7 protein-coding genes are annotated in these 14715 nt (G+C 41.0%); 6 read left to right on the forward strand and 1 reads right to left on the reverse strand.

From position 1 onward, the window contains the following. The first annotated feature begins 117 nt into the window (after positions 1-117). The 4 genes from CBM24_RS10055 to CBM24_RS10070 all read left to right on the forward strand — a co-directional run bounded on the left by CBM24_RS10055 (position 118) and on the right by CBM24_RS10070 (position 7765). Complete coding sequence (locus CBM24_RS10055; protein WP_088161103.1) at positions 118-1389, forward strand: glucose-1-phosphate adenylyltransferase; 1272 nt, start codon at positions 118-120, stop codon at positions 1387-1389. 163 nt (positions 1390-1552) lie between these two features. Next, entirely contained in the window at positions 1553-2359 is an 807-nt protein-coding gene (locus CBM24_RS10060) for a phosphatase PAP2 family protein (protein ID WP_157698416.1), read from the forward strand. A gap of 379 nt (positions 2360-2738) precedes the next feature. Then, on the forward strand, positions 2739-5984 hold the full coding sequence (locus CBM24_RS10065) for a SusC/RagA family TonB-linked outer membrane protein (protein WP_198386084.1): 3246 nt from the start codon (positions 2739-2741) through the stop codon (positions 5982-5984). Between the two features lie 11 nt (positions 5985-5995). Beyond that, complete coding sequence (locus CBM24_RS10070) at positions 5996-7765, forward strand: RagB/SusD family nutrient uptake outer membrane protein (protein WP_088161105.1); 1770 nt, start codon at positions 5996-5998, stop codon at positions 7763-7765. Between the two features lie 110 nt (positions 7766-7875). On the opposite strand, the gene CBM24_RS10075 is transcribed toward CBM24_RS10070, so the two are convergent. After that, positions 7876-8805: a metallophosphoesterase gene (locus CBM24_RS10075; RefSeq protein ID WP_088161106.1), complete on the reverse strand. Its 930-nt coding sequence runs from the start codon at positions 8803-8805 to the stop codon at positions 7876-7878. A gap of 641 nt (positions 8806-9446) precedes the next feature. On the opposite strand from CBM24_RS10075, the gene CBM24_RS10085 reads away from it, so the two are divergent. Both CBM24_RS10085 and CBM24_RS10090 read left to right on the forward strand, forming a co-directional pair. Next, positions 9447-10037 (forward strand): YdeI/OmpD-associated family protein, encoded by a 591-nt coding sequence (locus CBM24_RS10085; protein WP_088161108.1) that lies wholly within the window; start codon positions 9447-9449, stop codon positions 10035-10037. A 546-nt stretch (positions 10038-10583) separates the two neighbouring features. Further along, positions 10584-14594 (forward strand): two-component regulator propeller domain-containing protein, encoded by a 4011-nt coding sequence (locus CBM24_RS10090; RefSeq protein ID WP_088161109.1) that lies wholly within the window; start codon positions 10584-10586, stop codon positions 14592-14594. Positions 14595-14715: the final 121 nt, after the last annotated feature.

The following is a 14715-nucleotide window of genomic DNA, read 5'->3' on the forward strand; positions in this document are numbered from 1 at the left end:
AAAATTGCTAATTTAATAAGGATTCTTAAACCTGAATTTAAAGAATCTCGAGACTAAACCTGATCAGGTCCTTGTTCTTGAAGATAACAATTTTATAACCAATTAATGGATTGAGGTATGATACACAAAGTAGTTTCCCTTGTATTGGGAGGAGGTCGAGGGTCGCGCCTTTTCCCATTGACACAACAACGGTCGAAACCAGCGGTTCCAATAGCTGGAAAATATCGTTTGGTCGATATTCCGATTTCGAACTGTTTGAATTCTGGCTATAATAAGATCTTCGTACTGACGCAGTTCAATTCAGCCTCTTTGAACACACACATCAAAAATTCTTACAATTTCAGCATTTTCAGTAAGGGCTTTGTTGACATCTTGGCTGCCGAACAGACCAATGAGGGCGATCGTTGGTTTGAGGGTACGGCTGATGCCGTTAGGCGAACGCAGAAACATCTCCTGAATGTAGATTACGACTACATTCTTGTCTTGTCTGGTGATCAGTTATACCAAATGGATTATTCGAAGCTGATTGACTTCCATGTTGAAAATGGGGGGGATGTTACCATTGCGACTATACCAGTCAATGGTAAGGATGCTACGGGATTTGGTATTTTAAAAGCGAATGAAACTAATGAGATTACTGCTTTTGTCGAAAAGCCCGATAAGGATGAAGTATTAAATTGGACCTCAGAGGTCTCCGAGGTTTTGCATAAGCAGGGAAGGCATTATCTGGCATCCATGGGGATTTATGTTTTCTCAAAAAACATCTTGCGTAACCTTTTAATTGCCAACCCGGGGATGGATTTTGGCAAGGAAATTATACCGGATGCCATTGAAGCACTTCGCGTGTTAAGTTATCAATTTGATGGCTATTGGACCGATATCGGAACCATCAAATCCTTTTTTGATGCCAATATCGGATTAACGGATGACATTCCGGATTTCAACCTGTTTAATGAAACCGTGTATACACGTGCGCGGATGCTTCCACCTTCGAAAATTTCGGGGACAACCTTGAATAATACGGTAATTGCCGATGGATGTATTTTAAATGGAGATAAACTGGAGAGGTCTGTTATTGGGATACGTTCCCGTATTGGTGAAGGGACGGTTATTAAATCGACCTACATGATGGGAACAGATTACTATGAGCAATTGGAAGAAGTATTGGAATTGGGAAATACACAAAAGCCACCACCGGTAGGCGTGGGTAAACGTTGTTATATTGAAAATGCTATTTTGGATAAGAACTGCCGTATTGGAGATGACGTTCGTATCATTGGTGGACCGGGCTTGAATGATGGCGATTTTGATACGCATATGATCTGTGACGGCATCGTTGTTGTGAAAAAAGATGCTATCATTGCCAATGGTGTTACGATAGGATTTTGATCATTTATATATGTTGAAGCGAAAGTCCGCCGTCTATTTAAAAGCTAAAACAGCGGACTTTCGTTACTTTTCCTTTGTTTAATGATAAAATGGAGATTGATGCCCAATATTGCCGTGCTGTATGGATTAATACTGTCAAAGAGGTAGTTTATAAATATTATCTTTGCGCATTATAAAATTTTTTAAGGCTAAAATGATCGATTACTGGAAACAGATTGTTTTTTATTGGCTACTGGTTTTACTTTTTGTAATGCCGGTTACCTCATTTGCGCAGATCTTGTCGGAACAACCTTCGGATTCGAGCAGCAGATCTCATTTTTTTAAGAAAATTCCTTACAAAGAACTGGCTGTTCCTGTAGGATTGATCACCTATGGTATCGTTGCCAAAGGGAATCCCTTTTTAAAAGGGATAGATGAAGACATTAGAGCCGGCGTTTCGAGAAGGAACAATCAAAAAATTAAGTTGGACGATTTCACACGTTTTGCTGGAACTGCCGGAGTTTTTGTGCTGGATGCGGTCGGGGTACCTGCGAAACATAACCTTAAACAACGCCTGTTCACAACTGCGGTTTCCAATATTATCATGACTTCAACCGTGAGAATTATGAAATCTACTATACCTGTTTGGCGACCCGATAGTTCAGCGAACAATTCCTTTCCTTCAGGGCATGCTGCCACTGCATTTGTTGGTGCGGAATTACTTTGGCAGGAATACAGACAGGAGTCAATTTGGTACGGAATAGCGGGTTATGCTGTTGCCGCGGGTACCGGTTATCTACGGATGCACAATGATAAGCACTGGTTCTCAGACATCGCTATGGGAGCTGGGGTCGGTATCTTAAGTACTAAAATCGCTTATTGGTTGCTACCTTTGGTAGACAGTCGATTGCAGAATTCAAAAAAGAGTTATGTGGTATTACCAACCTATAATGGGCGGCAATTTTGTCTAAATGCCAGCTTACAGTTTTAGGCTCTTATTTTTCTAAGTCCCATTCGGAGCCTCTACATTGATCGTACTCGGCTCGCCTGAAAATAAAATTTCCTAGATATTATTCATACAGGGATATAAATCCACTTTAAAACCCTGTGTTCACTACCGTTTTTAGGTGTCCTACCTGAAGATTGGGACTACTGTGTCCGGCATTTCCATTCCCTGTTTTAAGCATGTAACGTTTCTGTGAATTTTGGATTAAAAAATCATATTAGTTTCGTTAATAAGATTTTGTTTTTTAAATTTAATAGACAATCTAATCCACTTTTGCTGTTTTTTATAAAAAGAAAGGCATGCAAAGTCAATAAACCAAAGTTGAGCCCCATGGTTCTTTATTATTTTAAACCAATTTGTAATTATGATGAGAAATTTTTTTCTTCATGGAAAGGCGAGACCCATTAGCCTTTTGGGGCTCTGCCTGCTGTTTAGTCAGCCCGATTCTTACGCGCTGAATCTGGATCCGATCAATGCTATTGTCGATCAAGATCAGGTTACAGGGATCATCAAAGATGAGAAAGGTCAGGCATTAGCCGGTGCTACCATCACCGTCAAAGGAACATCCGTTCAAACGTCCTCCAATCAACAAGGTATTTTTTCTATTCGCGCTAAGCGTGGTGATGTTTTGGTCGTGAACTACCAAGGGTTTACTAAACAGGAGGTGGCCGTTTCCACAGGCAACGTCAATGTGGTCATGGTTTCGAGTGATCAAGCACTTGAAGAGGTCGTGATCATTGGCTATGGTAAGCAGCGGAAAGGGAATATTACCGGTTCGGTCGCTACCGTCAATGCAGAACAGTTAAAAAACATCCCCAGTTCAAATCTTTCCAATTCACTCGCCGGTAGAGCCGCGGGTGTCAATGTCACTAATACTTCGGGGATGGCCGGAGCATGGTCGAGCTTGCGTATACGGGGGAGTTTTGCCGAGCCACTCTATGTAATTGATGGCGTGGTTCGCGATAAAGCTGCATTCGATGTGCTTGAAGCGAACGAGGTTGACCAAATGACCTTCTTAAAAGATGCTGCAACTGCCGCAGTGTATGGCACCCGGGCCGGTAATGGTGTAGTGGTGGTAACGACAAAAAAAGGAACGGCGCAAGCTCCTGTTTTTAATGTACAAAGTAATTATACTTTCAATACGCCAACGCAGGAGCTCCTTGCTAATTTAACGACCGCGCAAGATGAACTTACCTATCAAAATCGGGTAGCCGAATTTCGTGGTCTTTCCATCCCAAATGGACAAAAAGAGTTTGATTATTTCAAGGACAAAAATTACAATGCCAATGACGTTATCTGGCGCAACCCGTTTACACATCGACAATCGATATCGGTTAATGGGGGTGGCGACAAAATTACTTATTATAGCTTGCTGAGCTACCGTAAAGAAAATGGATCTTATAAATCTTTGGATCATGAGAAATTTAATTTAAGGAGCAATATTTCCGCGCAGATTACCGAAGATTTTAGCATGGATTTTAATATTTCTGCCAACCAGACCAATTCGAAGCGCTTTTTTTGGCCATTCAGCACATCTTCGAATGATGATGATTTTGACGTATCCGATTTCTACCGTGTCACATTCAACTGGCCAAAGATGTATCCGTTTTACCTGAATGCAGACGGAACTCCGAGCAATACACCAACGGCTTATCCTGTACAGACACCTATGGGAAGCTGGCAGGCGTGGAATGTGATCGATCAGGTCATCGGAGATCGCTATATAGACCGTAAAGTGCGGCAGGTCAATCCTATTATGACCCTAAACTTGAAGCTGGATAAATTGGTACAGGGCCTTTCGACAAAAGTTGTCGGAAGTTACATTGCTCAAGACTATATGCGCAAGCGTTATATGAGTTTTCAAAAGAACTATACTTTTACCTCTTTAAACCCGAATGACAACCGCTTTATACCAGCTCCGCCGTCAGAAGCTAATATTAATATTTTTACTTTTAGTCAGAGCCAGCCTTTCATGGATTACAGCCCACAACGATTGTGGGAATATCAGGTAAACTGGTTTTTAAACTATAACCGCAAGTTTGGTAAACATTCGGTAGACGGAACATTGGTTTATGAACAGTCCAAAAAAGGAGGGACTTATGTCACTTCACGGGCAGAAAATCCAATTACAGCCCTGGATCAAATGTTTATTTATCCTACAGATCGCAACTTTAGGTCGACAACTGCCAATGAAACGATCGATTCGAGACGTGGTATTATAGGGCGTGCCAACTACAATTATGCGGATAAATATATTGCGGAGTTTTCTTTCCGTTACGATGGTTCACCATTATTTCCGACGGATAAGCGGTGGGGATTTTTTCCTTCAGTATCGGCAGCCTGGCGTGTATCGGACGAAAACTTCTTTACGGATATAAAAAATACAATATCGGATTTGAAGTTCAGAGCTTCTTATGGTACAACGGGTAATGATTTGGATGTCAATGCCAATCGAATCGGGCAATTTGGTTATTTAGAAAAATATACCACCTCGGGCGGTTATATGTTTGGTGACCGCTATTATAATGGTATTGCGTATGGTGCAACCCCAACACAAAATCTAACCTGGACAACTTCTAAGAGTGTCAACTTGGGTTTAGATTTTGGATTTGTTAATAATAAGCTGACCGGTAGCCTTGATCTGTTTTCACGCAAGGAAACCAATATTCTTGGTCCAAGATCGCTGAAGGTCCCTGACAATTACGGTCGTGCACTTGCTCCTGAAAACTATGCGGCGAGAAGTTATAAAGGCGGCGAGATTTCTTTTAACTGGAATGACAAGGTTGGTGAAGTGGCTTATGGTCTCAATGCCAATCTGGGGTATGCCAAAGACCGTTGGGACATCATTGACGAAGAACCATCTTATGCATCGGGCCAGCCGCAGAATTTTCGCTCCAGAATTGGACGACCTGAGAATAGAATTATCGGCTTAGAATCCCTTGGTTTGGTTAGGACACAGGCTGAAGCTGATGCGTTGAAAGCAAAAGGATTTAAGACCTACGGAAGGGATCCTTTTCCTGGGATGATCTTATATAAAGATATTCAGGGGGCGAATTACTCAGGTGGTCCGGATGGGAAAATTGATGATAACGATTTGCAGTTATTGTCGGACAATAATTCTCCGCGCATCAATTATGGGTTTGGATTCAATGCGAGCTGGAAGGGCTTTTATGTCTCGGCCTTATTTCAGGGAGTTCTTGCTTATGATCGCATGATCAGTAATCAAGAAGGCGGTGGAATGCGTCAGCACGGTGATACCTTCCGTCCATATTATCCAATTTGGGCTTCCGATGTCTGGACACCGGATAATACCGACGCCAAATATCCGCGGCCAACAGGATACTCTGGATGGGCCGAATCCGGTGCAGCCCCTTCGTCATTCTGGATAAGAAATGGAGCCTATTTGCGCTTACGTGACATTAATGTTTCTTATCGATTGCCGAAGAGCATGACGGAGAAACTGCGTGTGAAAGATGTCAATCTGTTTTTTAATGGGACCAATTTGTTTGTTTTTTCGCCAATGAAAGAGTTTCATGATCCCGAACAAAAGCTGTATGATTCTTATCCAGTCATGAAAACCTTTACGTTTGGACTTGATGTTAAATTTTAAATGAAAAAAAGATGAAAAAAATATATTATCCTTTAATTGCATTGGCTTTGTGCATTTCCTCCTGTAAAAATGTATTGGACATTGAGGACCTCAATTCGCTGGATGAAGCCAAGGTATGGGCTGATCCAAATCTAGTGAACGGCTATCTTGCCAATTTATATCCACTATTTGGTAACTGGAATTCTGGTGCGGACGGAAATTCGGAACAACTAATCGGCATCGCTTTTCCATTGGATGCGGTTACCGTCAACAATGGTTCTTACAAATCATGGGATTATACAACCATCCGGAAAATCAATACGGCCATACAGAAAGTCAATGAAAGTACTTCATTAAAAGACGATTTTAAAAAAACGGTGATTGGCCAAGCGTTGTTTATGCGTGCCTTTATGTATTTTAACATGGTCAGGATCCACGGCGGTGTTCCTTATATTACTGTACCGCAAGACCTAAAAAATGATGATCTTAATGTGCCCCGCCATTCGACAAAAGAATGTTTTGATCTGATCGTTAAAGATCTGGATCAGGCAATTTCACAATTGCCAAAAACAATTGCAAAAGGAACAGCAGATTATGGGGAAATTGATGGTGATTTTGCAGCCGCTTTTAAAGCAAAGGTATTGTTATATAAGGCTTCTCCACAGTTTAACCCTTCCAATCCTTATGGAAATGCCTATTGGCAGGAGGCCAATACCGCAAATAAATTAGCTTATGATCAGCTTAAGGCGGATGGCTATAGTTTGACTTCAGATTATTCCAACATTGCGCTGGTAGAAAAGGGGCCGGAGGTTGTTTTTGCTGTGATTAATACCTATCCAAATAAAGTTGCCAATTGGGATAATGGTGTACGTCCGGGATCTGAAAGTAGGGGGCCGGCAAGTTCCGTTCCATCCTGGGAATTTGTAAAAGCTTTTCCAATGAAAGATGGAAAGTTATATTCCGATCAAGCGGGTAAATACCATAAGACAGAAGATCAATTTTTACAATCCTATTGGGAAAACCGCGATCCGCGTTTTGACAAGTCTATTGTGTGGAATGCCAAAATCTATGAAGTTTCCGGCAAGACTGGCAAAAGACAATACACTTCTGTCGGTATTGCTCCGGCTTTAGATGACTTTGGCATTAACCCGAAGGCAAAAACTCCATCGTCCAATTTGGATCGATATAGCGGGTTTTTTATCTTAAAAAATTCCAAACTGTCATTAAAGCAAACCGAAGTGGAAACTCAGTATGATGTCGACTTTGTGTTGATGCGCTATGCCGAGGTCCTATTGAATTATGCTGAAACGGCAAATGAAACAGGAGATTTTGCGACAGCCTTAGACCTGGTTACGCAAATTAGGAAAAGAGCGGGAATCGAGCCGGGCGCAGACAATAAATATGGCATAACAGCAACCACGAAGGAACAAATGCGCGAGGCCATTTTGGCAGAGCGTAATATTGAGTTCTGTTTTGAGGGACATCGTTTTTGGGATTTAAGAAGGTTACGTAAGCTCAATATACTGAACAATACAACCAAACATGGAGTTGAAGCGATAGCAATAAATTCAAATGGAACGGAGATGAATCTGGATGATGCCAATGCATTGGCCAAAACATACACATTGAAAGAAAATCAGTTCAAATATAGCGTCTTGCAGGTGCCAAGTACAGGAAACAAAGTGAATTTGGTACCCGATACCTATTATTTCTTTCCAGTCGCGCAGTCGGTAATTGACAAGAACCCAAATATCAAGCAGAATAAAGATTGGGGCGGAACATTTAATCCAACCATGGAATAGTATTTTTGTCTAAACCTATTCAATAAAAAACACCCGCAACAGCTAAAGCCGTTGCGGGTGTTTTATTTAAATCTCATTTATGGTGAGTTTATTAATCACCCGATTGAGCCTTATTTGGATGATAATTTAAAAACTCTTGAACTGAGTCTACCCTGGCCTTTGATTTTGATTTCTTTCGGATAGAGTTCCAAAAGTCCATAGGCGTTGCTGGTAGCTGTTTCGATCATACCCTCCATGGTTACAAAAGGAATATTATTTGCCATTACATAATTGCCTTTATGATTATGACCGGAAAGTACCAACTTAACTTCGGGGAATTTGTATAGTATATCAAGAACCTCCCGGTTATTGAGTGTTTCATAGCCGTTTTCTGGCAATAAAGGATGATGTGTCAATACGATCACATGCTCTTTGTTTTTCCGCGCTTGGGCAAGTTCGTTTTGTAACCATTCGAGTTGTTTACGGTCAACTCCGCCATTCCAGGGTTGCGTATTTTTCCTTCCGCTTGTCTGTAGGCTATCCACCAGGGTTTTCCATTCACGTTGGTCTGCTGAATTGGGCGTTGTGGCATATTCACTGAGCGCATTCGTATTTAAGAAAACAAACCGCCATTTTCCTTTTGTAAATGCATAGTATTTAGCTGGCATCCCAAAAGCAGTGTGCAAAAGATCCGGTTTGGATACGTTAACATAGTCGTGGTTTCCAAGTAGACAATAAGTCGTTTTTTTTAAGGGGGAGAGATGTTCTAACAGTACTGGAAGATCTTTTGGACCTTCGTCGACAAGATCGCCAAGAATCAATGAAAAATCGACCTTATTGCGATTGAAGAAGTCTACAGCCGTATCGACCTTCATTAATGAATTGTGGTAGAAACGGCTACCGTGGTCTGTTTTGTCTGCGTATTGCATATCGGCCATGATACCGATACGGAGGACCGGTGTGTTGGATTGTGCCATGCTGAATAAGCCGGGTAAAGAGCAGATGACGAATATGGAAAGAAACTTCCATTCCTGTTTGATTTTTAAGCCAATCTGTTTCATTTTTTTAGCGTTTTAAAATATGTTGCTATAAGAATATATTAGTCCGTATTCCGGTAATGTTGCTTTGCTGTCTGTTTAGTCTATTTTTTGAACCACTGTTCTAGGTAATTGATTATAATGTTATCACGAGTATACTGAGAATAAATTAGAGATTCAAGTAAATTGAATACACAAACGTTTGTGTAAATTGATGGATCGCTAACGAATTATAAATAATTGCCAACACATATAAACTATCGATTTTTTAGCTATTGTAATACAGTAGATTGGCGATTGTGGTGTTTAACGAATAAAAGGTTTTAACTTCTGTGTTGATTGTAATTTTTTAAGGACTTATTATTTGAAACGAAGAGCAAAAATAAATACGTATGATAAAGAAAATACTGATTAGCTTGACTTTAATTACCATTATTGGCTGTTGCTGTTTTTTTTTACGCTATTCGACGCTATCGACTTGGCGCCTACGAAAAATAATCATTTGGCAAGTGAGGGAAAATGGAAAATAGAGCAGCGGGCTGATATTGTCAATAGGACAAGCTGGTCGTTGTTCTGCAAAACATGGATGACTAGTATTCAAAAAAAACGTATTTTCACAATAGACAAATTTTATCCATACCAGTAAGGACTAAAAAACTAAATAAATGATCAAACAGAATTCGGCGGAGAGAGCTACTATTTACCTGAATACAAAAGAAGAATGGCGATTTTGGCTTGAAAACAATCATCACATAGCACAATCAATTTGGGTGATCTGTAATACTAAAAAATCAAATTTACCGGTGGTCAACTGGACTGAACTTGTGGATGAAGCTTTGTGTTTTGGCTGGATTGATAGCACACGGAGGCCGATTGATGCCTATTCATTCATGCAGTTATTTAGCCGAAGAAAACCCAATAGTACCTGGTCTAAAATTAACAAAGAAAAAGTTAAAAAACTAATCGATGCGAATCTGATGACTCCAGCGGGGCATGAGGTTATAAAAATAGCGCAAGAAAATGGCTCTTGGTCAATTTTGGACAGTGTGGAAGAATTAATTATTCCCGAGGATTTGGATGAAGCATTTCAACATTACGCTGGTTCAAAAGATTATTTTCTTGGATTGAGTAAATCCGTCAAAAAAATGATGTTGCAATGGATTGTTCTCGCCAAAAGACCAGATACCCGCAAAAAACGCATTGATGAGATTGCCGCAAGAGCAGCAGAAAAAGACAGGCCTAAGCAATTTCAGTAAGTTTCCAGTATTTTGAACTGCTGTTTCGAGTGGTAAATAAAGGATTTTTAGTCAGATCTAAACATCTGGTTTTAGAAATTCTATTACCTAATAGGGCTGTTTAAATAGTGCTATTTTCATGGCTATTTATTTAATAGCAATCTTTTGGAAGCGCTTCATTGTAAAACTGATTTTCATTTTTTCCTACAAAACGTATTAATTAATTTATACGAGTTCTACTATTAGTAGGGGTTTAACAGGGGGATAACAGGGGTATAACAGGGGGTTAACAGGGGTAAACCCTTGCTAAACCCCTGTTATACCCCTGTAAAAATGGTATTATTCCGGTTTAATTTACGAACGTGATCGCAATGTGTTAATATGGTTAGGGGGATAAAGAATAGCTGTCTCAATAATGCCATTTTTTATATTGGGAATATAATAAGAGGTGATAGTGCGTGTTGTATAATGATGAAACGATCAAAAGACCATGTTAAAGCTTATATTAATAGCAACTTGATTTGCTGTATTTGCTCAATTTTTGTATCATTGGGGAGATGATAACCAATGCAGCAGCTTAAGTCTTTTTTATACGCGTATCTCCAACTTTTTCTTTTCCTTTTCTTAGGGCAATCTTCAGTTTGGAGCCAGGTCAATACGTATGCGTTTAAAACCTTAACTTCTGACCAGGGCCTGGTGCATAATCATGTCAATTGCGCACTCAGGGATAAGTACAATTACCTCTGGTTTGGTACCGAATCTGGCCTTAGCCGATTTGATGGAGCGCAATTCACAAATTTTCGCTATTCCGCCAATAAACGTACCGGGCTGAGTGGAAATTCGATTTCCGCAATCTTTGAGGGACCAGAAGGTAATGTATGGATCCGTACCAGCAACCGGATGAATGTGTATGATCAGCATTCAGGCATTATCGTCCAGCAGCTTGATTCCATACTGACCCGCTTAAAGTTGCCCGTCAAAGACGTACATACGATAAGACCGCTGGAAGGGCAGACCTTTGCACTATTGTATAGCGATCGTTCACTGATCTTGTACGATAGCCTAAAGAAAACCTATCGTACTGTACCGCAGTTGACCAAAAACAACCGAATCGCCGATGTGATTGCTGGGCAAGGGCAGACGATCTGGGTAATCTACGAAAATGGCCTGCTGGGTCACATTGATACGAAATCACTGCGAAGTACCAAAACTAGCTTATTGCCGATCAGCAATAAGCTGGTAAATTATAATCTTTTTGCCGATCAGGATGGGGCTATATGGATCTTCTCAAAAGATATTCCAATCGGTGTATACTGGCTTGATCCGAAAGATGGATCAATTCAACATCTCCAAAAAGAACTATCCAATCCTTTTGTAGGCAATATCGTGCAAGATGATAAAGGGCATCTCTGGCTAGGAACTGACCATGGTGGGATCAATGTTTATGATAAAAAAACAAAAAGTGTACAAATCATCGGTAATGATAAATATGATTTACGGAGCCTACCTTACAATAGCATAACGGCTTTATATCGGGATAAGTCAGGTATTATCTGGACGGGAACATACAAAGGCGGCATCAGTTATTATCATCCCAACTTGTTATTATTCTCCTTAGTCAAGAACTATCCTGGACTTCCCAAATCACTTCCCTTTGACGACGTCAATAAGTTTGTACAGGATCGAAAGGGTAATCTCTGGATTGGGACAAATGGCGGGGGATTGCTCTATTATGATATCAGTCAGAAAACCTTTACGCAATACCTGCATGATCCTCAGGATCCCAATAGTTTGAGCAGCAACGTGATTGTTTCCTTATTGCTGGATGCGGAAGACAGGCTGTGGATAGGAACTTATCGAGGTGGTATGTGTCGATTTGACGGCAAAAGTTTTAAGGTTTTCCACCGTGAATCGGCCCCCGGGAAATTGAATGACGATAGTGTATGGGAGATCTATGAAGATAGTCAACATCGGTTTTGGATAGGAACGCTAAGTACCGGCCTGTACCTGTTTGATAAAAAAACAGAACAGTTTTCGAAAACATATACACGGCAGGGCCAAACCATCAACAGCAATTATATCTCTGTCTTATTTGAGGATTCAAAAAAACGTCTCTGGATCGGCACAGCTACAGGATTGGCATTGTTGACACCCGACGAGAAGATTACTTATATCAATACATCCAGTTCACCTATGAAACTCATGAATGATCTAATTTATGATATCAAAGAGGATAAAACTGGTCGTATTTGGGTAGCGACACAAGAGGGACTGCATGTAATCGATGGTGCGAAAATAAGCTATCTTACACAGCAAGATGGGCTTAGCGACGATGCAATCCTGGCGCTCTTGATAGATGATCAAGGTGATATTTGGGCTTCCACAAACAAAGGCCTGTCGACGATTGTCGGTACAGGGCAGGCAGAGAAGTTTATCATCCGCAATTTTACGCAGGAATTGGGCCTTCAGGGTAATGTATTCAATGAAAACGCTGCTTTAAAAATGCGGGACGGAAGACTTGTTTTTGGTGGGCCAAAGGGGTTCAATTTTATTGATCCTGCGAAAATTAGCCGCGAAAGTGAACTGATCTTGCCGCTTTTGTCCAATCTCTATTTATTCAATAAGCGGGTCGCCGTAGGTGAAGAATTTTCGGGCCGGGTCATTTACGATCAAGCCCTGAATAATCTTAAGGAACTGAGGCTTCCGTACAACCTCAATGCCATTTCGCTGGAGTTCTCGACCTTTGACTACCTACAGCAACATAATGGACTCTATCAATATCAGCTTGCTGGTCTAAGTGATGAATGGTTTGATTTTGAACCGGGAACCATGCGGGCCAGTTTTACCAATCTGGACACGCGCAGCTACAGCTTGTATATTCGGCATGCTATCGATTCAAGTAGCTGGTCAGATGGTGTACTACTTTTGACAATCGATATACAGCCACCGTTTTGGCGTTCAACAATGGCCTTTCTTTTTTATGCCTGTTTGATATTAGTCGTCCTATGGGCTTATTTTTATTTGACAAAACTGCGTGTCAGGACGCGTAATCAACTCTATCTCGCACAAGAGCAAGCTGCACAGGCAAAGGAATTGGATGCGTTGAAAACACGTTTCTTTACCAATATAAGCCATGAATTCAGGACTCCGATCAGTTTGATTCTAACTCCAGCACAGCAGCTGCTGGATGAAGAGCAGCATCCGGAAAAAAAAGCCGACCTAAACTTGATCAAGAAGAATGCAGACCGTCTGCTTAAATTGGTCAACCAGCTGCTGGACTTTAGAAAATTGGAGAAAAGTGAACTTGAACTGAACGAAGAATATGGGGACCTCATGGGATTTATCCGCGAACAGCTTGATGCCTTTGCCGGGATAGCTCAAAGCAATCAGATCTCGCTGCAGGTCAATATCGCTCCAGACACATATCTGTCCTGGTTTGACAAAAACAAATTGGAAAGCATTATTTTCAATCTGATGTCAAATGCGGTCAAATTTAGCCCAGTATCCTGTATTGTGACATTCAATGCCGAAATCACTGAACAAGAAACAGAAAAGATACTGTGTATTGAAGTTCAAAATCAGGGTATAGCGATTCCCGAAAATTTACAAGCCCGCGTTTTTGAACGTTACATACAACTGGATGTGCCAAATGGAAAACTGAATCAGGGTACAGGCATCGGGCTTTCTATTGTCAAAGACTATGTCGAATTCTTGAGTGGAAATATCAGGCTGAGCAGCAATGCGCACTGGACGACATTTAATGTTCAGTTGCCCATAAATAAGGCCATAGCGAGCGCCGATCCCGTCGAAAGCAGTAAGCAGGATAAACCCGCTATTTTATTGGTGGAAGATGATATTGACTTCCTTCATTACTTGGAGCGGACCCTGAGTTCGGTCTACCTAATTTACGCTGTACAAAGTATTAATGATGCAAAATTGACCCTAAGCAAGCAGCAGGTCGATCTTGTCATCACCGATCTCAGCCTGCCTGGAGAGAGCGGACTGGATTTTTGCCGCTTTATAAAAGCCCAGGCTAAGCTGGTCCATATCCCTGTGCTGATTGTAACTGCGGTAGTAAATCAGAAGATCGAACTGGAGGCCTTACAGGCCGGTGCAACAGATTATATCAACAAACCTTTTAATATCAGTCTGCTGCGTTCAAAATTGGCGCAGATACTCCATCAGCAGCAGACGTTAGTAAAACGGTATAAAAAACAGATCAACGTTAATCTGGCGCAGCCCGATATCGAATCTGCTGATGAACAGTTTATCCGTGTGCTTGTAAAGGAAATTGAGCAGGATCTCAGTGACTCTTCGCTTTCTGTCGAACTGCTAGCCAAAAGAATGAACCTCACCCGCGTAGGGCTTTATAAAAAGGTGCTTGCCATCACAGGCTATTCACCGATGGAATACATCCGACATATTCGGCTCAAGCGTGCCATGCATCTGGTTCAGAACTCGAAATTATCGATGGCTGAAATTGCTTATGAAGTAGGATTCGGAAATCCGAAACAATTCAGCAAATATTTTAAATCTGCATTCGGTAACCTGCCGTCTTTTTATCGAAAAAGCTTGTAAATAAGTGAATTATCGATAGTGTTGCCCGCGAGTATTCCCGCATAAGTTAACAAAATAACCCCTAAAAGTTAACAAAACATACCCCTTATACAACCGGTTGCATTCTATATTTGATCTGTTC

It is taken from the genome of Sphingobacterium sp. G1-14 (assembly GCF_002196555.1).
GTDB classification, from domain to species: domain Bacteria; phylum Bacteroidota; class Bacteroidia; order Sphingobacteriales; family Sphingobacteriaceae; genus Sphingobacterium; species Sphingobacterium siyangense.